The sequence below is a fragment of the Methylococcus sp. S1M genome (genome assembly GCF_051295855.1).
GTDB lineage: Bacteria > Pseudomonadota > Gammaproteobacteria > Methylococcales > Methylococcaceae > Methylococcus > Methylococcus capsulatus.
On the sequence record NZ_JBPDXO010000003.1, the window covers coordinates 60,318 to 80,401 of the forward strand.

Annotated in this window: 30 protein-coding genes and 1 tRNA gene; 10 read left to right on the forward strand and 21 right to left on the reverse strand. The window is 63.3% G+C overall.

From position 1 onward, the window contains the following. Positions 1-137: 137 nt before the first annotated feature. Positions 138-440, reverse strand: a complete 303-nt coding sequence (locus ACSHWJ_RS06725) for a hypothetical protein (RefSeq protein ID WP_282213622.1) — start codon at positions 438-440, stop codon at positions 138-140. A gap of 153 nt (positions 441-593) precedes the next feature. Between ACSHWJ_RS06725 and ACSHWJ_RS06730 the strand changes: the two genes are divergently transcribed. Then, positions 594-1,343 carry a YkgJ family cysteine cluster protein gene (locus tag ACSHWJ_RS06730; RefSeq protein ID WP_041360574.1) on the forward strand — a complete coding sequence of 250 codons (750 nt, stop codon included), beginning with the start codon at positions 594-596 and terminating at the stop codon, positions 1,341-1,343. Between the two features lie 38 nt (positions 1,344-1,381). Here the strand turns inward: ACSHWJ_RS06730 and ACSHWJ_RS06735 are convergent, their stop codons facing one another. From ACSHWJ_RS06735 to nifB, 15 genes are all read right to left on the reverse strand, one after another. Further along, on the reverse strand, positions 1,382-2,224 hold the full coding sequence (locus ACSHWJ_RS06735; protein ID WP_282213623.1) for an SIR2 family NAD-dependent protein deacylase: 843 nt from the start codon (positions 2,222-2,224) through the stop codon (positions 1,382-1,384). A gap of 5 nt (positions 2,225-2,229) precedes the next feature. Further along, complete coding sequence (locus ACSHWJ_RS06740) at positions 2,230-2,460, reverse strand: hypothetical protein (RefSeq protein WP_218800798.1); 231 nt, start codon at positions 2,458-2,460, stop codon at positions 2,230-2,232. Positions 2,461-2,465: 5 nt separating this feature from the next. Beyond that, positions 2,466-2,822: a 2Fe-2S iron-sulfur cluster-binding protein gene (locus ACSHWJ_RS06745; RefSeq protein WP_228370244.1), complete on the reverse strand. Its 357-nt coding sequence runs from the start codon at positions 2,820-2,822 to the stop codon at positions 2,466-2,468. Next, a complete protein-coding gene (locus ACSHWJ_RS06750) occupies positions 2,819-3,973 on the reverse strand; it encodes a DegT/DnrJ/EryC1/StrS family aminotransferase (protein WP_432539522.1) in 1,155 nt (384 codons plus the stop codon). Before ACSHWJ_RS06750 ends, ACSHWJ_RS06745 begins: the two co-directional genes overlap by 4 nt. Further along, complete coding sequence (locus ACSHWJ_RS06755; RefSeq protein ID WP_010959581.1) at positions 3,970-4,248, reverse strand: hypothetical protein; 279 nt, start codon at positions 4,246-4,248, stop codon at positions 3,970-3,972. The genes ACSHWJ_RS06750 and ACSHWJ_RS06755 overlap by 4 nt, the downstream gene beginning before the upstream one ends. A 2-nt stretch (positions 4,249-4,250) precedes the next feature. Continuing rightward, positions 4,251-4,469, reverse strand: coding sequence for a putative nitrogen fixation protein NifT (nifT, locus tag ACSHWJ_RS06760; protein WP_010959580.1), 219 nt, complete (start codon positions 4,467-4,469; stop codon positions 4,251-4,253). Positions 4,470-4,527: 58 nt separating this feature from the next. Next, complete coding sequence (locus tag ACSHWJ_RS06765; RefSeq protein ID WP_432539523.1) at positions 4,528-5,676, reverse strand: cysteine desulfurase family protein; 1,149 nt, start codon at positions 5,674-5,676, stop codon at positions 4,528-4,530. Further along, positions 5,673-6,017: a DUF3024 domain-containing protein gene (locus ACSHWJ_RS06770; RefSeq protein ID WP_010959578.1), complete on the reverse strand. Its 345-nt coding sequence runs from the start codon at positions 6,015-6,017 to the stop codon at positions 5,673-5,675. Before ACSHWJ_RS06770 ends, ACSHWJ_RS06765 begins: the two co-directional genes overlap by 4 nt. 45 nt (positions 6,018-6,062) lie before the next feature. Continuing rightward, complete coding sequence (locus ACSHWJ_RS06775) at positions 6,063-6,332, reverse strand: nitrogen fixation protein NifZ (protein WP_432539524.1); 270 nt, start codon at positions 6,330-6,332, stop codon at positions 6,063-6,065. Continuing rightward, a complete protein-coding gene (locus ACSHWJ_RS06780; protein WP_010959576.1) occupies positions 6,329-6,649 on the reverse strand; it encodes a nitrogen fixation protein NifZ in 321 nt (106 codons plus the stop codon). Before ACSHWJ_RS06780 ends, ACSHWJ_RS06775 begins: the two co-directional genes overlap by 4 nt. A gap of 21 nt (positions 6,650-6,670) precedes the next feature. Continuing rightward, positions 6,671-7,462, reverse strand: a complete 792-nt coding sequence (locus ACSHWJ_RS06785; protein WP_010959575.1) for a 4Fe4S-binding leucine-rich repeat protein — start codon at positions 7,460-7,462, stop codon at positions 6,671-6,673. After that, on the reverse strand, positions 7,443-7,976 hold the full coding sequence (locus ACSHWJ_RS06790; RefSeq protein ID WP_154656682.1) for a hypothetical protein: 534 nt from the start codon (positions 7,974-7,976) through the stop codon (positions 7,443-7,445). Before ACSHWJ_RS06790 ends, ACSHWJ_RS06785 begins: the two co-directional genes overlap by 20 nt. An 18-nt stretch (positions 7,977-7,994) precedes the next feature. Then, positions 7,995-8,378 (reverse strand): HesB/IscA family protein, encoded by a 384-nt coding sequence (locus tag ACSHWJ_RS06795; RefSeq protein WP_432539525.1) that lies wholly within the window; start codon positions 8,376-8,378, stop codon positions 7,995-7,997. Between the two features lie 11 nt (positions 8,379-8,389). Next, complete coding sequence (locus ACSHWJ_RS06800) at positions 8,390-8,614, reverse strand: 4Fe-4S binding protein (RefSeq protein WP_010959572.1); 225 nt, start codon at positions 8,612-8,614, stop codon at positions 8,390-8,392. Between the two features lie 119 nt (positions 8,615-8,733). Then, positions 8,734-10,302: a nitrogenase cofactor biosynthesis protein NifB gene (nifB, locus tag ACSHWJ_RS06805; protein ID WP_010959571.1), complete on the reverse strand. Its 1,569-nt coding sequence runs from the start codon at positions 10,300-10,302 to the stop codon at positions 8,734-8,736. 434 nt (positions 10,303-10,736) lie between these two features. Here nifB and ACSHWJ_RS06810 point away from each other — a divergent pair, with 434 nt between their 5' ends. After that, positions 10,737-11,048: a SelT/SelW/SelH family protein gene (locus ACSHWJ_RS06810; protein ID WP_010959569.1), complete on the forward strand. Its 312-nt coding sequence runs from the start codon at positions 10,737-10,739 to the stop codon at positions 11,046-11,048. Between the two features lie 28 nt (positions 11,049-11,076). On the opposite strand, the gene hflD is transcribed toward ACSHWJ_RS06810, so the two are convergent. Then, positions 11,077-11,700, reverse strand: a complete 624-nt coding sequence (gene hflD, locus ACSHWJ_RS06815; RefSeq protein WP_010959568.1) for a high frequency lysogenization protein HflD — start codon at positions 11,698-11,700, stop codon at positions 11,077-11,079. Further along, on the reverse strand, positions 11,697-12,086 hold the full coding sequence (locus ACSHWJ_RS06820; RefSeq protein WP_010959567.1) for a nucleotide pyrophosphohydrolase: 390 nt from the start codon (positions 12,084-12,086) through the stop codon (positions 11,697-11,699). Before ACSHWJ_RS06820 ends, hflD begins: the two co-directional genes overlap by 4 nt. Positions 12,087-12,231: 145 nt before the next feature. Here ACSHWJ_RS06820 and ACSHWJ_RS06825 point away from each other — a divergent pair, with 145 nt between their 5' ends. Both ACSHWJ_RS06825 and ACSHWJ_RS06830 read left to right on the forward strand, forming a co-directional pair. Next, entirely contained in the window at positions 12,232-12,546 is a 315-nt protein-coding gene (locus ACSHWJ_RS06825) for a hypothetical protein (protein WP_010959566.1), read from the forward strand. After that, a complete protein-coding gene (locus ACSHWJ_RS06830) occupies positions 12,543-13,556 on the forward strand; it encodes a metallophosphoesterase (RefSeq protein ID WP_432539526.1) in 1,014 nt (337 codons plus the stop codon). Before ACSHWJ_RS06825 ends, ACSHWJ_RS06830 begins: the two co-directional genes overlap by 4 nt. Here ACSHWJ_RS06830 and ACSHWJ_RS06835 read toward each other — a convergent pair. After that, positions 13,516-14,013 carry a CDP-archaeol synthase gene (locus tag ACSHWJ_RS06835; protein ID WP_017366042.1) on the reverse strand — a complete coding sequence of 166 codons (498 nt, stop codon included), beginning with the start codon at positions 14,011-14,013 and terminating at the stop codon, positions 13,516-13,518. The genes ACSHWJ_RS06830 and ACSHWJ_RS06835 overlap by 41 nt on opposite strands. Positions 14,014-14,077: 64 nt before the next feature. On the opposite strand from ACSHWJ_RS06835, the gene ACSHWJ_RS06840 reads away from it, so the two are divergent. The 4 genes from ACSHWJ_RS06840 to ACSHWJ_RS06855 all read left to right on the forward strand — a co-directional run bounded on the left by ACSHWJ_RS06840 (position 14,078) and on the right by ACSHWJ_RS06855 (position 17,505). Continuing rightward, positions 14,078-14,509 carry an archease gene (locus ACSHWJ_RS06840; RefSeq protein WP_432539527.1) on the forward strand — a complete coding sequence of 144 codons (432 nt, stop codon included), beginning with the start codon at positions 14,078-14,080 and terminating at the stop codon, positions 14,507-14,509. A gap of 14 nt (positions 14,510-14,523) precedes the next feature. Next, positions 14,524-15,954: an RtcB family protein gene (locus ACSHWJ_RS06845; protein WP_432539528.1), complete on the forward strand. Its 1,431-nt coding sequence runs from the start codon at positions 14,524-14,526 to the stop codon at positions 15,952-15,954. Between the two features lie 389 nt (positions 15,955-16,343). Further along, positions 16,344-16,583: a hypothetical protein gene (locus ACSHWJ_RS06850; RefSeq protein WP_017366039.1), complete on the forward strand. Its 240-nt coding sequence runs from the start codon at positions 16,344-16,346 to the stop codon at positions 16,581-16,583. A 439-nt stretch (positions 16,584-17,022) separates the two neighbouring features. After that, the gene (locus ACSHWJ_RS06855) at positions 17,023-17,505 is read left to right on the forward strand and encodes a hypothetical protein (protein WP_143708433.1); all 483 of its coding nucleotides are present in this window, start codon (positions 17,023-17,025) and stop codon (positions 17,503-17,505) included. A 165-nt stretch (positions 17,506-17,670) separates the two neighbouring features. Here the strand turns inward: ACSHWJ_RS06855 and ACSHWJ_RS06860 are convergent, their stop codons facing one another. Next, the gene (locus ACSHWJ_RS06860; RefSeq protein WP_187148244.1) at positions 17,671-17,841 is read right to left on the reverse strand and encodes a hypothetical protein; all 171 of its coding nucleotides are present in this window, start codon (positions 17,839-17,841) and stop codon (positions 17,671-17,673) included. A gap of 629 nt (positions 17,842-18,470) precedes the next feature. Here ACSHWJ_RS06860 and ACSHWJ_RS06865 point away from each other — a divergent pair. Further along, positions 18,471-18,899, forward strand: a complete 429-nt coding sequence (locus ACSHWJ_RS06865) for a hypothetical protein (protein ID WP_432539529.1) — start codon at positions 18,471-18,473, stop codon at positions 18,897-18,899. Positions 18,900-19,456: 557 nt separating this feature from the next. Here ACSHWJ_RS06865 and ACSHWJ_RS06870 read toward each other — a convergent pair. Further along, a tRNA-Arg gene (locus ACSHWJ_RS06870) sits at positions 19,457-19,533 on the reverse strand. 165 nt (positions 19,534-19,698) lie between these two features. Here ACSHWJ_RS06870 and ACSHWJ_RS06875 point away from each other — a divergent pair. Then, a complete protein-coding gene (locus ACSHWJ_RS06875; protein ID WP_432539530.1) occupies positions 19,699-20,076 on the forward strand; it encodes a DUF4156 domain-containing protein in 378 nt (125 codons plus the stop codon). Positions 20,077-20,084 lie beyond the last annotated feature (8 nt).

The window sequence follows — 20,084 nt, forward strand, 5'->3', positions numbered from 1 at the left end:
CGAAGCGAGGAACCATAAGCCCGAATTAAGTCAGAGCCATGGCCGGCCAATGACGATTCGGTGAGGGACTGGCCAAGGTGGACTGCCTCCCCGGCCAAACAGCCCCGGACGGAGCGGCCCGTCCGGGGCCTTGCCCGTCAATGGGCCTGAACGCCGCTGTGCACGTTGACCCCGGTCTTGGGCTGGACCCAGGCGAATTCCGCCTCCGGCCTGGAGGCCGAAATCCCCTGTTCCTTCATCAGCCGGTCTGCCAGCATCGCCAGGCACTCCTCCAGGCTCTGGTACGGATCGTTGCCGGGATCCTCGAAACGGTCCAGCGAGATTTCCGGCCCCTCCTCGTCGTCTTCCAGCATGTGGATCAGAAACAGCTCTTCCTTGCCCGGACGCCCGTGAATCGTGGCCCTGAATCTTTCTCCGCGATACCAAAACTCACCAACCATGTTTTTCTCCTCGCTCCTCGACGTGTATCAATTGCTCCGGACAACCGAACCGGATGCCCTCGGCGCAATTCTACTACAAATAGTATGGTTATTAACCGGCAGTCCGGCTATCATGGGCAGACGGCAACAACTTTTTGCGGAGCTGACCCAGAAATGGCGGGCCATGACGGCGGCGATTCCGGACCTTTGTCCTTCTTCAAGGCACAGCACCGGGCCTTTGCCGAAACGCTGAAAACACGGCAAGGCAGCGGCGGTCTCGTCGACGGCCTGCTGCTCCAGGCCTGGGACAGCTTCGACCGCAACGTCGACATCCAGGCGGAAGGGCAGCCGCCGCTGGCCTGCCACAAGGGCTGCGCGACCTGCTGCACGCTGCGGGTCACCGCCACGGCGCCCGAAGTGCTGATGATCGACCGCTACGTCCGCTGGAGTGACGGCAGATTCAAGTCCATCGGCATCGACCTCCCCGCCCGCATCGCCGACGCCGACGCCCAGACGCGCGGACTGGACGAGGCGCAGCGGGTCGCGCTGCGGCTGCGTTGTCCCTACATCCAGAACGGGATCTGCCTGATCTACCAGGTCCGCCCCCTGGCCTGCCGCGGGCACGCCTCCTACGATGTGCACGCCTGCGTCGAAGCCGCCGCCGGCCGCGCCGGCGAGATTCCCTATTCGGAACCCCACCGGGTGGTGCGCAGCCTGGTCCAGAATGCCTTGCAGTCCTCGCTGCGCGACGCCGGGCTGGCATTCCGCCTCTATGAGCTCAATCACGCCGTCTGCATCGCCCTGCGCAACGAGGATTGCTGCCGGGAGTGGTTGTCCGGGACGGATGTTTTCGCCCCCGCCGCCGTCACCGAAGTGGCCGCCGACGAAATGGCCCGCGTATACGACGCGATCCGGGCAAGCTGAACACGCCTTCGGCGGGCCCGAAGCGGATTCCCTTGGGCTCAAGCCGCCTGTCGCGCGGCTGCCGCGCCCGCCAGTCGTCGCACGAAGTCCTCGAGCGGCAGATCGATCCGCCGGATGCGCTGCTCCGCCAGGAAACGCTCTTCGTTGCGGGTCGGCTCGTCCGGCAGCACCGCCCAGTGCAGATCCGACGAGCGCTTCATGATTTGCCGTGCGTAGGTCCGCTCCAGCTGGGTACGGAAGCGGCAGCCCAGGAACAGGAAGTGGCGACCGCTACGGATCTGCTTTACGGGTTCCGGGATCGGCGTCTGAATGTCGATTTCCGTCAACACTTCGACGTAGTCCGAGTCGGACAGGATGAAGTTTGCAGCCGGGGCGATACCGCCCAGTGGCTTGTAGAGCAGGAGATTCCAGTTCGCAGCGTCCGCCTCTGCGGCAGGACTTCCATCGGCGTGGAAATAATGCACCCACTCGCCGAAATGCTCGGCGCGGCTCACCCCCTGGACCTGTCCGAAATCGGACCGCCCGGCCAGCGCCGCCGCCATGCTGGCGTCGTACCAGGCATCGACGATCAACGGCAACGGCTGCCCCGCCAGATACCGGTGCAGACTGTTGGGCGCCGGCGCCGCGGCGAAAGCCTCCTTGAGCAGGCCGACCAGGGTCTTGCGATGCTTGAAGTTTTCGATGTATTGACCCGCCGCGGTGAGGTTCCTGCGGATCTTGTGGGGCACGGTCACCTTGGCGGTGATCAGTTCCACCAGGGTTTCCGGAGCGCTGGGTACGGCGCTGCCGCCGTCCAGATCCAGCACGCCAGGACCCAGGTACGGAATGACCTGGCCGCCGGCCAGCCCGGCCTGAATCTCGGTGGGTATCGTTGCCGTCATGAGGTTCACCCCGCGGATGAAAGGGCGGCTTTGAGCGCATCCACTTGCGGACGCGGCAGCCGGAACATGCCGCGTCCGCCGGCCAGTGCCTGGTAGCAGTTGGACGTGTTCTGGCTTAGGTAGTTGAACCAGGTCTGCGCCTCGACGCCCGGCGGGCGCTCGCCGATTTCCATGACCGTGCCATTGGGCGCGAAGCGGACATGGATCAAGGATTCGATTTTTTCTGTGGTCGTCATGGGAGTTATCCTCTCTTCTGGAACATCAGTTCGATGGTGATCTCACGGGAGCCCAGGACCGCCTGGCAGGACAGCCTGGACAGGGTCTCCGTACCTCGCATGTTTTCGAGCTTTTCCCGCTCGTCGGGACGGATCTTGGACAAGCCGCGTCCGCCGTATCGCACCAGCACGTGACATTCCCCGCATCGGGCATGGCCGCCACAGCGGGGAACGATCGCATCGCCCGTCAGCAGCACCGCGTCCAGCAGACGGCTGCCACTGCTGATTTCGACCGTCTTGCCGGAGGGCAGGACGGTCACGCAGACCTTTGCATTCCGCCGAATTCCGGTACGTAGATAACCGGACATCGTCTCTTCGCTCACAGATAGATCGCGGCACCGGCGCCCACGTTGACGGATGAATCCTTGGCGGTCTGGACGATGAAGCCGATCTGGTCTTCCGTGAGATGGCAGTGGAACGGCAGGGCGATGGCCCGGTCCGCCAGCTTTTCCGTCACGAAGAACTGGCCCTTGCGGTAACCCAGGTCGAGGTAATGGCGCTGGGTATGCAGGGGCGAACAGAAAGCCACGGATTCCACCTCCGCCGTCGCCAGGTCCTGGATGACCACGTCACGGCTGGAACGGGTGAAGCGCGTCCCCAGATGCACCAGGTAGACCATCCAGTGCAGTTCGTCGACCTCCGGCGCCTGATAAGCCGGCTTGATGCCCTCGAAGGACTGCATGAAGGCATCGTAATAGGCTTCGACGTCCTTACGCCGCTCGAGTATCCCGTCCAGCCGCTCCAGTTGGGCCAGGCCGAGGGCCGCGTTGATGTCGCTCATTTCCGCCCGGTACGGCGGCGAATCGCCCAACACCACCGAGTTACGCTCGTCCAGGCGGCGGTTGCGGTGGCCGCGCAGGCGGAGCGCCAGATTCCCGTCGTCGGTCACCACCATGCCACCCTCACCGGTGGTGAGGGCACTGGGCTGGGTGAAGTCGAAGATCGAGCAGTCACCGAAGCTTCCGACCAGCCTGCCCTGATAACGCGAGCCGATGGCCTCGCTGGAATCCTCGATCAGAATCAGGCCGCATTCGTCGGCCAGCGCCCGGAGCTGCGCCCACAGCGCCGGGTGGCCGTTGACGTTGCTGGCCAGGATGGCCTTGGTCTGGGGCGTGACGGCGGCAGCCGCCTTGTCCGGCACGAGGGTGCAGGTCCAGTAGTCGATGTCCACGAACACCGGCTTCGCGCCGGCCAGCGTAATGGCATGGGCGGTTTCGCGGAAGCCGAAAGGAGGGGCTATGACTTCGTCGCCCGGCCCGATGCCGTAAGCCCGAAGCGCCAGCAGCAGCCCCATCGTGGCACTGCTCACCGCCACCGCATGTTTCCGACCCAGATATTCGGCGAAGGCGGCTTCGAAATCTTCAACCACCGAGCCGGCGGAAAGCCTCGGCGATTTCAGCACTTCCTCGACCGCCTCCAGTTCGGCGAGGCTCATGTCCGGATCGGAAAACAGTATGCTCGGCTGGACGCTCATGGCGCGGCCCCCTTGGGTTTCTCGGCCAGGATCAGGCCGGTGGCGCGGCTCAGGTCGGCGGTCACGCGGGCACAATGATCGGCGGCATCGAGCAGATACAGGTTGAACCGGGTCGTTTCGAGCACCGGCGTCTCCGTATCGATGTCGCCGGCGTCGCAACGGGTGACGGACAGACCGGGAAAGGCCCGGCGCAAGGCGGAAACCTGCTCCGCCGCCGTAGCCGCTGTGCCAAGCTGGCTCCGAATCCGCTCGAGCGCTTCCGTCGTGAGCGCCATGGTCAGTCGTCGCTCCCGGCGAGCTTCCTGGCATCGACCGTGATCGGCAACGTCGTGCCTTCGGCCATCTCCGGAAGTACGAGCTGCCAGCCGTTGGCCAGCGTCACCGTGCCCCCCCACATTTCCGGTTTCTCCTGGGACACGATCGGCTCCTCCAGGTCTTTCTTGGGAACATAGGCGGACAGTTCGCCAGCGGCGTTTCTACGGATCATTACCTTCATGAAGACTCCGGGTCAGAGGTTGAAAAAATCGGTCGGTCGTTTCGGAATCGGCCGGGGTTCACGCCGCCTCGGCCAGCAGGCTGCGCACGATCCCCGGCAACAGGCCGCACACGGCATCCACCTCGGCCACGGTGGTGTAGCGGCTCAATGAAAAACGGAGGGTGGCCAATGCTCCCTCCTTCCCCAGCCCCATCGCCGTCAACACGTGGGAAGGCTCCGTACCACCCGCGCTGCAGGCCGCTCCGGCAGAGGCGCAGACCCCGGCGCGGTCCAGCTTGTCCAGCACCAGCTCGGCTTCGACATTCCCCAGATTGAAGCTGGACGTCCCGGCCACCCGAGGCGCACCGGCGCCGTTCACCGAAGCCCCCGGCAACGCAGCGAGCAGCCGGCTTTCCAGGCGGTCGCGCAGCCGGGCGACGGCGTCGATCCCGCTCGCCAAATGTTCCGCCGCCAGTTCCGCCGCCACGCCCAGCCCCACGATGCCCACCACATTCTCGGTGCTGCCGCGGCGCCCGCGCTCTTGGTGACCCAACAGCAGCGGCGGCAGTTTGCGGCCCTTGCGCACGAACAGCGCGCCGATGCCTTTGGGGCCATGCAGCTTGTGTCCGGACAGGGACAGGAAATCCAGCGGCACCAGTCTCAAATCGATGGGCAGCTTGCCTACGGCCTGGACCGCATCACAATGGAACAGTACCCCCCGGCTCGCGGCCAGCGCCGCCGCTTCCGCGACGGGAAACAGCACGCCGGTTTCGTTGTTGGCCCACATCAGGCTCAACAAGCCGGTATCGGGAGTGAGCGCGGCATCCAGCATGGCGAGGTCAAGCCGCCCCTGCCGGTCGACCGGCAGACGGATCACCTCGAGCCCCTGCGCTTCCAGATGCTCCAGCAGAAGCAAGGTCGCCGGATGCTCTACGGCGCTGGTCACCACCCGGCGCTTGTCCGCCGCCAAGGCCAGCGCACCGCGGATGGCCTGCTGGATGGATTCGGTACCACCGCTGGTGAAAACGATTTCCGCCGGAGAGGCGCCCAGCAGCGCGGCGAGCCTGGCCCGTGCGGCGATGACCTCCATCTTGGCGGCCTCGCCCAGACGATGCTTGCTGGAGGGGTTGCCATAATGCATCTGGAGGCAGGCCATCATCGCCGCCACGCACTCCGGAGCCGGCCGTGTCGTGGCGTTGTTGTCCAGGTAGATCGAGGTCTCGCTCATTGCCAGAACCGCCTGTTCGGGTCTTCGTTCAACAGCGCCAGGATTTGCTGCAGCGAGCGATACTCGCCGTGCATGATCCAGTGTCCGATCGCGTGATCCTTGTGGTACAGCCACCAGCAGCCACGGCTCGGCTTGAACTCCAGCCGGGCGATGTCGATGACTCCACCGTTGGGATCGATGTTGCGCGAACAGCAGGAACTCTGGATCAGATAGCCATCCTCGGTCGGATGCACCTCGGGGGTGACATAGCGGTAGCGCTTGCGGGCCTGGATGGCACGTTCGATGCGTTTCAGATCCAGCTCGTTGGGTTGGGTATTCGCTATCGCCTGAATGCTGCCCATGACGCCGCCTCCGTACCCCATGACCCGGCCCTTCGCCGTCACCCGCTAGAGCAGGCCCGCCACCTGGACCGATTTCCGTTCCGAGCGCAGCTCCTCCTCGAAGCAGCCGATGACGTAGCCTCCGGGAAATTCGACCAGATACACCGGAATGTTGGCTTCCTCGTGATGGCCGATCTGGACGATCTCGCCCTCGGTGCCGGCCGCGACCAGCAGCGCCTCCGGTTCATGATCGGGGTAAGTACCGTCGTTGAAGATGTCGACTTCGGTGGAGACCTTCTGTCCCCACTGATAGATCGGAGCGCGTTGGTCGATCATGCGGTTTCCCCCCTCGGTTCGGCGTCCTGCTTCGAGGGCGGCGGATTGTCGACCGACTCCAGCTCCCGACCCTTCATACCGACCGCATAACCCCGGTCCGGGAAGTCCACGGCGTAGATGTAGAACTGCTGGAGAAAGGTGTTGATGCTCTTGACGTAGCCGACCTCACCCTTCTTGACCAGCACTTCGCCGATTTCCGCGCCGGTGAAAGTGCCGTCGTTGCGCACTACCTTCTTGGATCTGACCTTTTCCCCGAAGTTGAACTTCGGCGGATCGTTCAGTTCCATGCTATCGCTGTCGCGACTGATGTCACCCATGGCTATCCTCTCGATACATCGTCAACATGCCTCCGGCCAAACGCCTTCGCCCCGCGGTCGATTGAGCCGCTGCGCCACCAACTCCCGCACCGCCGGTTCCGGATCGGCGCGCAGGGGCTCCAGATCGGCGAGCTCCAGCCGGCCGGCGACCTCGTAACGCAAGCGCCAGTCCGGGTCCTTGACGAACTGCCGCAGCTGCTTGTTGTCCATGCGCCTGACCGCCGCCAGCCGGACCGGCATCTCCGTATCCGCCGCCAGCGTCGGCAGCCATTCCGGCGCAATCCGCTGCGCCACCACTTTGCGAACCTCCGGATCGGGGTCGTGGATCATCTTCACCAGCAGACCGGGCGGCAGGCGCCGCGCCACGATCTGCCGCACGAAATAATCCGTATCTCCGATCATCGTGGCCAAATCGCGCGGCTCCAGCCGCTCGGCCACTCTGACCCGGACGTCCCGGTGCGGATCGTGCCGGAGGATTTCGAACGGTTTCGAGCGCACGGGCAGGCGCTGGGCCACGCTCTGCCGGACGGTCTCGTCCGGATCCGCCACCAGCCGCGGCAGGTAGAACAGCTCCACGTGCTTGGCCGCCACTGCCCGGGTCTCGAAATACGGATGCTCCAGGTAGGATTTGGCCAGATCCGGATTCCACCTGAAGAACCGGTCGATACGGCGGGCGTAGCGATCGTGCACGCAGGCGTGGCCGAGATGACAGCGGCCTTCGGTCAGCCCTTCCCGCTGCTCGCAGCGGCTGCAATCCAGCAGATTGCCCTGCCAGTCGCGCGCCTCCTCGATCTCACTCCTCGTCGTCCCCATTGGCCTGCCTCTCCAGGACGCCCATCAACACCCTGCCGCCGAGCTTGTCCGTCGGATCCAGCTCCAGCAGTTTCTCGACCGCGGCCCGGCCTTCTTCCAGGTTGCCCAGGCGCATCTGCAAATACGCATAGCCTTTGAGCGTGAACAGGAAAAACCGCGGCAGGACGGCCTCGAAGCTGGAGAAATCCGCATCCTCCGGTCTGGCCTCCCGCCAATCGGGGGACATGCCGTTGTCGAGCGCCGCCTTCACCAGGCATTCCTTGGCGGTTTCCAAGGCTTCGGCCAGCCGGTTCTTGTAAAAATAGAACCGGTACTTGCCGATGTAGACCGCCGCATGCCCCGGTGCGTGTTCCCAGGCGGCCCGGAGATGCCCCAACGCCACCTCGTCCCGGTGATAGTTCTGGCCGGCCAGACGCAGATGCCGCTCCGCTTCGGCAGGCAGACCCTCGCCCAGGCACTCGGCCCCCGAATCGCCCAAGATCGGCGCTGCTTCCAGGACTGCGCTGCGGGCCATGACCATTGCCGCCGGGTCTCAGACGCTCTTGATGGGAATGCCGGAGATTCCCGCGGAACCCTCGCCCGGAACCGGTGCAGATACGCCGCTGCCGCAGCTTCCGCAGCCCGTCGCCTTTGGGTCGATGAATACCAGACCGCTCTGCAGCGGAGTGTCCTTGAAGTCCATGGTCACACCCTGCAGCAGCAAGCGGCTCTCCGCGGGCAGGAACAGCTTCAGCCCCTGGACGGTGACGACGGCGTCGCCCGGCAAGGGCGCGGCTTCGATGCTGAACTCCGATGCCAGGCCGGAACAGCCCCCGGGACTCACGACCAGCCTGAAACCGGCGTCGGGTCCGGCGCCGCCGAAACGCACCATGCGCTGAATGAACTTCTCCGCACTCGGAGTGATGGTCAGATCCATGAATGTTCCCCTTAAGCCGCTTCGTATCGCGGATAGTTTTCGTCAATGATGCAGGTGAGGTCGATGGGACACACCGCCACACACTGCGGTTCGTCGTAATGACCGATGCATTCCGTGCATTTGGCCGGGTCGATCACGAACAGCCCGTTGCTCGTTTCCGAAATCGCCTGGTTCGGACACTCCGGTTCACAGGCGCAACAACCCGTGCAGTTTTCTTCGACTATCTTGTAAGCCATGTTTCAAACTCCTGGGAGCACCCGCATCCCCACCTCCCCAAGGGAGGAGGGAGCTTTGAGCTCCTCGCCCCTGGGGAGAGCGGTTGGGGTGAGGGAAGCCGCCTGTCTCAACCGTCGTCTCAAGCCGCGATCAAAGCGCCCTGGCGGATCACCGCATCGCCCTTGGCCACGTGCTCGATTTCGCCGGACGCGACCTTGTCGAGATACTCCTTGAAGTAGGCGATCGCCGACTGTTCGATGAACTGACCGGCATACTGGTCCACGGGATCGATACCCGCCGCCTTGAGGTCGCTCTTCGGACAGCCGCCGATCTTGGCCACGAACACTGCGTGGCAGTCGTTGATGGCCCGGATCACCGTGCCCAGCGCATCTTCCTCGCCGTAACCGCCCTGGCAGTACAGATCCACACGACGATGTCCGACGAACTTGGCGCCCGCAGTGGACAGCTCATAGATCTGGAATTCGCTGGCATGGCCGAAGTGTTCGTTGACCTTGCCGCCGCCCTTGGTCGCCACGGCGATCAGCATCTTGATGTCGGAATGCGCACCGGCCAGGGTTTGCAGTTCTTCCTGCTTGGCTGCCACCACCGCTTGGCGTTCCTTTTCCACGGCCTCCTGATAGGCCTTGCGGGCGTCGAGATCGTAATTGACCTCCATCGCCATGATCTTGTCGGTGGTGAACTCCGCGCTACGGTCCTCGCCCAACAGACCCACCGCATCGGCGCGGCACTGACGGCAGTGGCGCATCATGTTCATTTCGCCTTCGCACTTATCCTGCAAGGCCTTGAGCTCCTGCGCCGTCGGGCCGCGCTGACCGGTCAGACCGAATACGGTGCCGTGCTCCGGCGCCGAGATCAGCGGCATGATGTTGTGCAGAAACGCCCCCCGCGACTTCACCGCCTTGTTGACCTCCACCAGATGCTCGTCATTGATGCCGGGGATCATGACCGAGTTGATCTTCGACAGGATGCCGCGCTCGGTCAGCATCTCCAGGCCCTGCAACTGGCGATCGCTGAGGATCTTGGCGGCCTCGACGCCGGTGTAGCGTTTTTTCTTGTAGTAGATCCACGGATAGATCTTGGCGCCCACCTCCGGATCGATCATGTTGATGGTGATGGTCACGTGATCGATGTTGTACTGGGACAGCCGCTCCACGTGATCGGGCAGCGCCAGACCGTTGGTGGACACGCAGAGCTTGATGTCGGGCGCATGCTTGGCGACCAGTTCGAAGGTCTTGAAGGTCTTTTCCGGGTTGGCCAGCGGATCGCCGGGACCGGCGATACCGAGCACTGTCATCTGCGGAATGGTGGAGGCCACCGCCAGCACCTTCTTCGCCGCCTGCTCCGGCGTCAGCTTTTCGCTCACCACCCCCGGCCGGCTCTCGTTGGCGCAGTCGTACTTGCGGTTACAGTAGTTGCACTGGATGTTGCAGGCCGGTGCCACCGCCACGTGCATGCGAGCGTAGTGGTGATGGGCTTCCTCGCTGTAGCAGGGGTGGTTCTTCACCTTCTCCCAAATCTCCGGCGGCAGGTCGTTTGCGCCCGCGCCGGAACCGCAGCTGGCTTTTCCGGAACCGCCGGAAGTGCCGCAGCCTTTGTGCTCGGCGACCTTCTGCATGATCTCGTCGACATTCACCGCGGCGTTTAGGCCCGCGGACTCCGCCCCCGTATGGTTCTGCACTGTTTGCATTGCTAGACTCCTAGATTCGTTTGCCCGTCGCTGCTTCGTCCCGCCACGCCCCTTGAATTCGTTCGCTACCCACCGTCTGGAAAAGCCCGGTGCGGAACACTGGTAGACACTCACGATCAGACCCAAGCAATCGGCGTACCACGAAACATATACCCTGCAAAAACAACCCCTTGATTTAATTACCACACGATTTGGGCGTGTTTCGTGGAGCACAAATCCGCCGTGGCGGGCCGACCTTGTCCGGAACGCGACAAACGGGACACCCTGGCGGTCGAAGAGGCAGGCGGCGATCGGGAGCGGGCGGTTCCCCGGCTTGACGACACATCACCGGCCAATGTCGGTAAAATCTCACGCCACCGGCTTGAACCGGCGGCCACGGACCAAGCGCCTCCACCCGCACACGACCCGGACTTCAACAAACTTCGGGAGACACCATGAACAACCGCGTCGAAATCCTGTATTGCACCCAGTGCCGCTGGCTATTGCGCGCGACCTGGATGACACAGGAACTGTTGACGACCTTCGACCAGGAAATCGGCGAACTGACCTTGAAACCCGGGACGGGGGGCCTCTTCGAGGTATGGGTTAACGGTAAGCGGATCTGGTCGCGCAAGGAGCAAGGAGGCTTTCCGGAAATCTCCGAACTGAAACGCCTGGTGCGGGATGAAGTCGCCCCCGGCAGGGACCTGGGTCATGCCGACCAAAAAGGGAAGACCGGCGCATCACCGGCGCCGGCCGAACCGTAGGCGGGGAAAAAGCGGCCCGGTCTTGCCGCTACTGTGAGGACTGAAGCAGCCGCCGCGCCTCCTTGCGCATGGCACTGCGCTGGAACAGGAGTTTCCAGCGCTCGCCGCCGCACTGGCGCCATAGCACCACGGAACGGATGCCCGCCAGGAGCAGAGCGCGGATACGGTTGGCATTGGTGCTGTTGGTGAGATGGGACGGCTGGCCGTTGACCATGACGCGAGGCCGTAACTGGCTCACCGTGCGCTGGTAGAGGTCGGCCAGGTTGGCATAAACGGTATCGTTCAGTTCACCGAAATACTCCGCCTGTTCCTTGACCTGCTCGATGCCGGTACGCAGGGTTTCGAGCAGGCGGGGGGCACTGACGAGTTTGCGCTCCAGGAGGATCAGGGTGGCGCCGTAGCGCGCCAGTTCCGCATCGGGGGGCTCGAAGCCCGCGAGCTGGCGGTCCAGGATCTGCAGCCCGGTCTTGATCTTGTCCACCCCGCCGTAGACGGAGGGCACATCGTCTGCGTCGATCGCGAACACACTGCGGACCACGGCCTCCATGTCGCCGGCATCCGCGCTACCGCGCTGGGCGATCTGCCTGACGAGGTGTGTGGCCTGGGCCAGGCCGGCCAGAGCGATCACCTGGTTGTCGAGCGTCTTGATCATGTTCCGGCTTCCTGATTCCGTTCCTCGGAGGGCGTCTTGCGCCGGTTGTATTTCACGGCGTTGCCCCGTGCCAGGTACACAGGGTACTTGTCCGCATTGCGCTGCATCTTGTCCTGGATGGCGATCTCCAGGTCGATCCCCAGTTTGTCTGCCAACCGGATCAGATAGATCGCCACGTCCGCCAACTCTTCGGCAACCGCCTGCCTGAGGTCGGCATCGCTCTGCACGTCCAGGGACTGCTCGGGGGACAGCCACTGGAAGTGCTCCATCAACTCTGCACTTTCCACCGCCAAGGCCATGACCAGATTCTTCGGCGTATGGAATCGATCCCAATGCCGCTCTGCGGCGAAGTCACGCAACCGTTGCTGTATCTCGGGCAAATTCATGACCGGCTTTCTCCTTGATTCAGTGCCTTTGCTTGATTGGACTCAACTCGTCAAAATAACCTCGACCGTCCCCGTCCACGACAACCTCCGTCATGGCATCATGGGGACCGAATTTCGTGAATAAAGGCACGGGAGCTTACCGACTATGGACCGACTGATTGCCGACCTGCAGAAGACCATCCAGGCGCTCGAAACCCTCAGCACCACCAAGCCGGCACTCGCGGAACAAAGCGACGAGCTGCTGGATCAGCTTTTCCAGCAAAAGATCGACCTGGTGGCCGCCTCGCTCAACGCCGATGCCCCCACCTACCAGCAGGCATTACAAGCGATTTCGACGGCGGCCGGCAAGGTGGAAAAGCTGGCCAAAAACCCGACGGATGCCACGGACACCTTCAAGTCCGTGGAAAACGCCATCGCCCGGCTGGCGCGTCTGCTCGATCAGGTCGTACACACGCCGTGACCGGGCATCGCCCTGCCTGCCCGCCGATCCCCGCCGATGTGTACACACGGCTGGAGCGGCGGATCGGCCGCTGTCATCTGAACCAGCGGCTGGGCATCGAGCACGATTTCGAGGCCCGCATCTTCGGACAGGGTCGTACTTTTTTCCATATCGAGAACTGGAACCGCCTGCACACCCTGCTGGGGCGCCTGCTCAAACTGAGCCTCCTGTACCGGCCCGGCCAGCGCGCCGCCCGCCGCATCGAGATCCGCCGCAACGAGTTCACACTCCCACACCTGCCGGAAGCTTTCGAGGGTTATACCCTGCTCCACATCAGCGACCTGCACCTGGACATGGCCGGCGACCTGCCGGACGCCCTGATCCGCGCCATCGGCCAGGCCGGGCATTACGACGCCTGCGTGCTGACCGGTGATTTCCGCGCCCGCACCTTCGGGCCCTACCGGGGCGCCATCGACGGGTTGGCGCAGGTGCGCACCCATATCGACAAGCCGGTGTTCGCCATCCTCGGGAACCACGACACCATCCGCATGACACCGGAGATCGAAGACTTGGGGATCGGCGTACTCCTCAACGAAGCCCGCGAGATCCGCCAGGACGGCGCATCCATCTTCCTCGCCGGCGTCGACGACCCGCATTACTACCGGGCGGACAACATCGAAAAAGCCGCCGATCCGATCCCGCAAGGCGCCGTCTCCATCCTGCTGTCCCACTCGCCCGAGCTGTACCGCCATGCTGCCTACGCCGATTTCGACATCATGCTCTGCGGCCACACCCATGGCGGCCAGATCTGCCTGCCCGGCGGCATTGCGCTGACGCTGAACGCCCGCTGTCCCCGTGCCTTCGGTCGCGGCTACTGGCGCTATCACCGGATGCAAGGCTACACCTCGGCCGGCTCCGGCGTTTCCATCCTGGACATCCGCCTGAACTGCCCTCCTGAAATCACCCTCCACCGGCTTTCGCGTCACCGGCTCAGTAAGGGCGGTTGCGAATGCGGAGGCGGTAAAGGATGACGGACAAGGCGAGTTCGAGGACGATGAACACGATGACGAACCAGACCATATAGCGCCATTCCAGACCGAAGCGCTCCCGCACCGCCAAAAGCGGCAACAGCGACTCCGGCACCTGGTCCAGACCCAGCGCCATGCCGCTGGGACCGATCCCGAGCCGCCGCTTGAGGAAACTGGACAACAGGTCTCCGGCCAGCGATGCCGCGCCGACCAGAGCCCCAACCTCCCAGGGCAGCCCCAGCAACGGGGCTGCCACCGCCGCTGCGCCTATGCCGCAGACCACCCCCCGCCAGGTCTTGCTCGGACCGAACCACGGCCGCCCGTCCGGGAACCGGCGACCGCCATCCACCGGCCAGCCGAAGCGCTCGCCCAGCAGCTTCCGCAGCAGGATGGGCATGCCGTTCGCCACCATCAGCAGGATGAGCAGACGAGCGGTCAGTCCCGTGGATTCGGCGCCCATGTCGTTGCTTCCGTAAATTCGCTACGATGCCGATCATAATCCGAACCGGCCTGCACGTATCCCCATGAAAGACTACGATTCCCCCCATTGGGAGCATTTCGAGCACATGGCCGACATCGGCGTGCGCGGCTTCGGCGCCACGCCGGAACAAGCCTTCGCGCAGGCGGCACTGGCTCTGTCGGCGGTGATCTGTGACCCGGCTTCGGTCCGGAAAATGGAAAAAGTCGAAGTGGAATGCGAGGCTGCCGACCTGGAACTGGCACTGGTGGACTGGCTCAACGCCCTCATCTACGAAATGGCGGTGCGACACATGGTGTTCGGGCGGTTCCAGGTCGACATCGCCGGCGGCCGACTCAAAGGCATCGCCTGGGGTGAGCCGCTGGACCCGCTGCGCCATCGGCCCGCGGTGGAAATCAAAGGCGCCACCTACACCGAACTCGAGGTCGAACGCGAAGCGGGCGGCCGGTGGCGAGCACAGTGCGTGGTGGATGTGTAACCGGGAGGATCGTCATGAACATCGACCGTCTCGAACGACTCGACGCCTGCACCTGGCGCCTGAATCCGGAAAGCGGAATGCGCGTACCCGTCGTTTTGTACGGCGACGAAGCGCTGATCCGCGCCATGGACGACAAGGTGCTGGAACAGGCTGCCAACGTCGCCGGACTGCCCGGCATCGTCCAGGCCAGCTACGCGATGCCCGACGCTCACTGGGGCTATGGCTTTCCCATCGGCGGCGTGGCGGCTTTCGATGCCGGCGCAGGCGGCGTGGTTTCGGCCGGCGGCGTCGGCTTCGACGTTTCCTGCGGCGTGCGCACCCTGCTCACCGGCCTGAAACGCCCCGCCATCGAACCGGTGAAAACCTTGCTGGCCGATACCCTCTACGCCGACATTCCGGTGGGGCTCGGCAGCCACGGCAAGATCCGACTGGACGCCCAGGGTCTCGATGCGATGCTGAAAGGCGGCGCACAATGGGCGGTCGAACAGGGCTGGGGCGAGGCGCGTGACCTGACCCGCATCGAGGAGCACGGCCGCATGGAAGGCGCCCGGCCTGAAAACGTCTCGGCCCGCGCCAAGGAACGCCAGCGGGCGGAGATGGGCACCCTCGGCTCGGGCAATCACTACCTGGAAGTCCAGGAGGTAACCGAGATTTTCGACGCGGGATCGGCTCAAACTTTCGGCATCTCGGAGGGCGACGTGGTCGTCAGCATCCATTGCGGCTCGCGCGGCCTGGGTCACCAGATCGGCACCGAATACCTGCGCCTGATGCAGGGTGCGGCCAAGCGATACGGCATCGCCCTGCCCGACCGGGAACTGGCCTGCGCGCCCATCGAATCGGAAGTCGGCCAGGATTACCTCGGTGCCATGCGCGCCGCCATCAACTGCGCCCTCGCCAACCGCCAGATACTCACCCACCTCACCCGGCAGGTTTTCGCCCGCGTGCTGCCCGCGGCCCGGCTGGAACTGCTGTACGACGTCTCCCACAACACCTGCAAGTTCGAGGAACACCTCGTGGAAGGAAAGCGCCGCCGGCTCCATGTCCACCGCAAGGGCGCGACCCGCGCTTACGGGCCCGGCCATCCGGACCTGCCGCCGGCATTCGCCGAAACCGGCCAACCCGTCCTCATCGGCGGTTCCATGGGCACGGCATCTTACATCCTGGCTGGCACGTCAGGGAGCGAGACGCTCTCCTTCGCCTCAGCCTGCCACGGCGCCGGACGCAGCATGAGCCGCCACCAGGCGACCCGGACCTGGCAGGGGCGGGAAGTGATCGACCAGCTCGCCGAGCGCGGCATCCTCATCCGTAGCCCCTCCTACCGGGGCGTCGCCGAAGAAGCCCCCGGCGCCTACAAGGACGTCCATGCCGTGGTGCAGGCCTCCGACAGAGCCGGGCTAGCACGGCTGGTCGCCCGGCTGGAACCGATCATATGCATCAAAGGATGAGGGAATGAGCGGCTCACGCATCGTCAACACCTTCCCTCGCTCGTCGTCCCGTCAAAAAAAAGCCCCAGCGGCGAATGACGCTGCCGGGGTCCCAAGAGGGGCATTCCTTTCCCAGACACACCACAAAGAGAAACGCCGTTCCGGCCAGGAAACGAGGCCGGAACTCGCCGAACACCGGGACTGACGGCGAGAGATTCACTCGACGACCTTGCCGACTGGTCCCGATGTCGAAAACAGGTTAACGCAAAAGAGAAACGTTCTCAACTATATCAATGTTTAACCAAAGGAAACATATATTGGAAATTTTTGCGCATTGTTGATTTACTGCGCACGGTATAGACTCTCAACCAGTCATCCTCAAACTGGTCCGGAGTAGAGAGGTCCGTCGCATGAATACCGTTCAGGCAATCCCATTGTTCTCGCAAGCATTTCAGGACGTCTCGAGCTACATCGCCAGTATCCGCGCACCGTACACGCTCCAGGACATCCAAGGCTTCAACACGGCGTACAAACGGGCCTATCCTTCTCTCAGCCGGGAGGAAAAACGCAGAATCGAGGCCTTTGTGGACACCATGATCGAGCGCGTCGCCCAAAAGGAGCTGGCTAGCAAGATTTTCGGCGTCGTCTGAGATCCGCTACGGTACGCTCGCCCCGGCGCAGGACTCCGAGCCGGGCTCTCACTCTGGGCCGGGGCGCCGCCTTCGCCGCCCGACGATCGAAGCCAAGTATCGATTCTTGCGAAGTCGTTTTCCCGATCGATTTCCCTGCGCGGCGTGGTCAACCCCGATCCGGAATCGACGCCGCGCCAACCCACCGTTTTCAGTGCCTCCGAACACTCCCGGCGATATCATTGGCGTGGCGAGCCATTGCCCACGCCACGGCTGACCAGGCTACCGCATCGGCATCGCTTCACCACCGGTCCCCGGTGGAATGCGCTCGAAAAAAGCGTCTCACCTGCGAAGAATATGACTTGAGGAGACGGTAATGACAATTTTCAACGATCTTCCATGGGGCCCTTTCCGGAAAGGGGGGCGCGCACTTCTGCTACTGCTGGGTTCGGCCGCTGTTATGACCGCCTGCGGCGAGCGATCGAATGACGGCGTCGCCCTCCCTGAGTCAATACAAAAATACGAAAAGACGGTAACACTCGCCGGAACGGTCACCGGCCACGGCGGCGCCATCACCCATGGCAAAGTCCTTGCCACCGACGAAAAAGGCCGTGTGATTTCCAGCAGCACACTGGAAAACACCAACCGCTATGCCATCGTGATCCCCGCCGGCACTTCCTTACCCATCCTGCTGCAGGTGCTTCCCGATATGGGCTCCGAAAACGCAACCCCACTCACGCTGGCCATCGCCGATGCATCGCTGACCAGCTACAACATCAATCCTCTGACGACGGCCATAGCCGAGAAAGCCAAATCCCTGGGCGGCTATACGCGCAAGAACCTGATGGCCGCAGCCGTGCTCAGCACCTCCGTGCCGGACGAGGACAAGACTTCTTCGGGCTTTCGCGGCGATCCGACCAGGAATTACGGCGGCTGGCACTGACGAGGCCGGCGCCGCATCTTTCCCGGAAAGTGCCGCGCATCGCTGAGGAGTCGCCACCGGCTCAGAAGGGGTGAACCGTCGAGAACACCCCAAGCCGCCGCCGCTTTGATCTTCCGAAAGGAAGGCGCTTCCCTGCACCTCCAAATTAAGGCGGGATCGGGGATTTTACTGCTGCTTTGCCTTGGCGATCTGCTCTTCGATTTCCTTGGAGGTTTCCGTATATGCCTTTTCCGGAATCGCCTCCTTGTGGGTGTTCTTGAAGACGAACACGAGAGCAATCACCAAAACTATCAAGCCGCCAATATAGAACCAAAAGTTATCTTTTTCTCGTTCCATTCCGACCTCCTCGAGCTCATTTTCAGGATGGCAGGGTCCGCATGAACTGCGGTCCAACGTCATCCTACTGCCGCAAGAGTGACATCATCATGACGAACGCGACAAGGATGCATGACGGACCGATGCGGCAGCCTCGTGAACTCCCATGGACATGGAAGACAGCCGGATTTTCGCGACCCGATGCCAGGAAAGCGCATCTGTCACCGCCTGTGAGGGCATCAACGGCCAAACGGACCCCCGAACCCCTTTTGAGCGCCTCACTCCCGGCATCGGCACCTTCCCTATCGCTGGCAAAGCACCCGCCCCCACAGCCGAGCGGCTTGAAGCGATAGATGCCTCCAGGAGCCGCCAGAGCAGCACCGCGAGGGCGCCTCGGACACTTCCCCGCGCACCGATCAATGAGAATACATTGCATTTCTCATCCGGAAGGCGTTTAATCCTGCTCGTGGGCCGGAGTGGTTCCCGGTTCATATGAAATCCCAAGTTTCATGTCCCAGAAACCAGGAGTGGCGGCTGGTGGCTACCCCTTCTTGTCACCGGTCGCCTCTCTCTTTGCGGCAATACAAATTTTCATTTTGAAAGCGGCCGGCTGATCCATGGAAGGCGACTGGTTGCCGGCGGAGGTCTCGATGATAATGGACTGGCGCGAGAAGCTTCACCGCTTCTTCAGAAGCCGGACGCTCGAACAAACCTCCCCGGACGCCGCAACGGCCGAGCATCAACGAGCATGCCAGACCTATTTGACCGATGTCGTGGTCCCGAGCCTCGAGGCCTTTTCCAACGAACTGCGGGCCTTGGGGCGTACGGTATCCATCAGTCTCCAGAAACACCGCGCGCGCATCGTCGTCAAACACCTGACCCGCACGGAATTCGAGTGGGCCGTCGAATCCAGATGCGGCCCTCATGGCTGGGCGGTCTACCCGGTGGAGACCGTTCACCGCGGCAAGGGCAAGCAAATCGTCGAAGGAAGATTCGACACCCCTCATTGCGAAGCCGTTCATCTGCTGGACATCCTCACGGCGAGCTATATCTGGAGAATCCGGCAACCCAACCGCTGAAACCCGGATTCAGCGCACCGGCCTGCAGACCCATTCCCTGAACCCGTGTCTATGGCCGGTGCGGGGCGGAAGCCGTCGGGAACTGGAGTGACGCCCCCGAATCCCGTCGGGCGCCGAGCATCGGCCCGTCTTCCAGACGAGCGCCGGTTTCTGCTGCGGAGGCTTCTTCAGGGAGAGCGGCCCGCGGTCGGGAGATCCTCCTGAACGGCGCGAAACACCGCGACGAGCGGGCAGGTTCGGCCGAAATCGGGAATCCGCCGCCGGGACTTGCAAGGCAGGTCCCCATAGGCTCAAGAATCCGATGGAGGCAGACCTGATTGCGCCGGCTCTGCCACTGACCGCGGGATGGTAGGTACTGACCGACCTCGGGAAGTTCGTCCTCAGGCGTCCCATCGAACGGTTCACCCCGCCGACCTCTCCGTATCCGCCCTCATCGAGGTCCATCATCTCGAGCGAATGGAAACGACGCAGCAGGGAGGTCTTACCTTCACAGTGGCGGATGGATAGTTGCCGTTTGTCCCGGCCCAGTGCCCCACCGGCTATTGGCCGGCCGGAAGTGGCGCCCCGGATACGATTCGAACGTACGACCTTCCCCTTAGGAGGGGGACGCTCTATCCTACTGAGCTACCGGGGCGTTGAGATGGCGCGAGGCCTCCGTCTCATCGAAGGCTACCCGTGCATTTTAGCCTTTACAAACAGGGTTTTCCAATCGAGACCCAAGGATGCAGGGCCGCTCGCAGCCCTCTGCCGACCATCTTCACAAGCAATCGACACCGTGCCTAGCCGTTGGAGGACTTGCATGCACAAATGCGTTCGTCTCGTCTTGATCTGCTCCGCGGTGCTGGCGGGCTGTTCCGCCAACCCCCTGCTTCCCGAAGCCCGCGCCGTCAGAATCGTCACCAGCGAACCGGCCGGTTGCGAATATCTGGGCGAGGTCACGGGAAATCAGGGCAACTTCTTCACCGGCGACTTCACCAGCAATGCGAACCTGGAGACCGGCGCGCGCAACGGGATGAAAAACGAGGCGGCCAGGCTGGGAGCGAATACGGTGCTGCTCCTGACCAGCCGGGCGGGGGAAACCGGCAGCATGCGTATTTCCAATGGTTCCGGCAGCGGCCATGTGGCCGAGACGAACGTGACCTACTCGGGGATCGCCTACAAGTGTCCGGGCCGGTGATCCGGCCG

Excerpts from the sequence above, each read along its gene's own strand:
- ACSHWJ_RS06850 (WP_017366039.1), top strand. The coding sequence starts at position 16,344 with ATGAATACCGTTCAGGCAATCCCATTGTTCTCGCAAGCATTTCAGGAC.
- ACSHWJ_RS06730 (WP_041360574.1), top strand. The coding sequence starts at position 594 with ATGGCGGGCCATGACGGCGGCGATTCCGGACCTTTGTCCTTCTTCAAG.
- nifT (WP_010959580.1), bottom strand. The coding sequence starts at position 4,469 with ATGAAGGTAATGATCCGTAGAAACGCCGCTGGCGAACTGTCCGCCTAT.
- ACSHWJ_RS06790 (WP_154656682.1), bottom strand. The coding sequence starts at position 7,976 with ATGGCCCGCAGCGCAGTCCTGGAAGCAGCGCCGATCTTGGGCGATTCG.
- ACSHWJ_RS06725 (WP_282213622.1), bottom strand. The coding sequence starts at position 440 with ATGGTTGGTGAGTTTTGGTATCGCGGAGAAAGATTCAGGGCCACGATT.
- ACSHWJ_RS06785 (WP_010959575.1), bottom strand. The coding sequence starts at position 7,462 with ATGGGGACGACGAGGAGTGAGATCGAGGAGGCGCGCGACTGGCAGGGC.
- hflD (WP_010959568.1), bottom strand. The coding sequence starts at position 11,700 with ATGATCAAGACGCTCGACAACCAGGTGATCGCTCTGGCCGGCCTGGCC.
- ACSHWJ_RS06800 (WP_010959572.1), bottom strand. The coding sequence starts at position 8,614 with ATGGCTTACAAGATAGTCGAAGAAAACTGCACGGGTTGTTGCGCCTGT.
- ACSHWJ_RS06750 (WP_432539522.1), bottom strand. The coding sequence starts at position 3,973 with ATGAGCGTCCAGCCGAGCATACTGTTTTCCGATCCGGACATGAGCCTC.
- ACSHWJ_RS06755 (WP_010959581.1), bottom strand. The coding sequence starts at position 4,248 with ATGGCGCTCACGACGGAAGCGCTCGAGCGGATTCGGAGCCAGCTTGGC.
- ACSHWJ_RS06845 (WP_432539528.1), top strand. The coding sequence starts at position 14,524 with ATGAACATCGACCGTCTCGAACGACTCGACGCCTGCACCTGGCGCCTG.
- ACSHWJ_RS06835 (WP_017366042.1), bottom strand. The coding sequence starts at position 14,013 with ATGGGCGCCGAATCCACGGGACTGACCGCTCGTCTGCTCATCCTGCTG.
- ACSHWJ_RS06860 (WP_187148244.1), bottom strand. The coding sequence starts at position 17,841 with ATGGAACGAGAAAAAGATAACTTTTGGTTCTATATTGGCGGCTTGATA.
- ACSHWJ_RS06735 (WP_282213623.1), bottom strand. The coding sequence starts at position 2,224 with ATGACGGCAACGATACCCACCGAGATTCAGGCCGGGCTGGCCGGCGGC.
- ACSHWJ_RS06810 (WP_010959569.1), top strand. The coding sequence starts at position 10,737 with ATGAACAACCGCGTCGAAATCCTGTATTGCACCCAGTGCCGCTGGCTA.
- ACSHWJ_RS06780 (WP_010959576.1), bottom strand. The coding sequence starts at position 6,649 with ATGGGTGACATCAGTCGCGACAGCGATAGCATGGAACTGAACGATCCG.
- ACSHWJ_RS06775 (WP_432539524.1), bottom strand. The coding sequence starts at position 6,332 with ATGATCGACCAACGCGCTCCGATCTATCAGTGGGGACAGAAGGTCTCC.
- ACSHWJ_RS06840 (WP_432539527.1), top strand. The coding sequence starts at position 14,078 with ATGAAAGACTACGATTCCCCCCATTGGGAGCATTTCGAGCACATGGCC.
- nifB (WP_010959571.1), bottom strand. The coding sequence starts at position 10,302 with ATGCAAACAGTGCAGAACCATACGGGGGCGGAGTCCGCGGGCCTAAAC.
- ACSHWJ_RS06740 (WP_218800798.1), bottom strand. The coding sequence starts at position 2,460 with ATGACGACCACAGAAAAAATCGAATCCTTGATCCATGTCCGCTTCGCG.
- ACSHWJ_RS06795 (WP_432539525.1), bottom strand. The coding sequence starts at position 8,378 with ATGGATCTGACCATCACTCCGAGTGCGGAGAAGTTCATTCAGCGCATG.
- ACSHWJ_RS06825 (WP_010959566.1), top strand. The coding sequence starts at position 12,232 with ATGGACCGACTGATTGCCGACCTGCAGAAGACCATCCAGGCGCTCGAA.
- ACSHWJ_RS06865 (WP_432539529.1), top strand. The coding sequence starts at position 18,471 with ATGATAATGGACTGGCGCGAGAAGCTTCACCGCTTCTTCAGAAGCCGG.
- ACSHWJ_RS06855 (WP_143708433.1), top strand. The coding sequence starts at position 17,023 with ATGACCGCCTGCGGCGAGCGATCGAATGACGGCGTCGCCCTCCCTGAG.
- ACSHWJ_RS06765 (WP_432539523.1), bottom strand. The coding sequence starts at position 5,676 with ATGAGCGAGACCTCGATCTACCTGGACAACAACGCCACGACACGGCCG.
- ACSHWJ_RS06875 (WP_432539530.1), top strand. The coding sequence starts at position 19,699 with ATGCACAAATGCGTTCGTCTCGTCTTGATCTGCTCCGCGGTGCTGGCG.
- ACSHWJ_RS06770 (WP_010959578.1), bottom strand. The coding sequence starts at position 6,017 with ATGGGCAGCATTCAGGCGATAGCGAATACCCAACCCAACGAGCTGGAT.
- ACSHWJ_RS06820 (WP_010959567.1), bottom strand. The coding sequence starts at position 12,086 with ATGAATTTGCCCGAGATACAGCAACGGTTGCGTGACTTCGCCGCAGAG.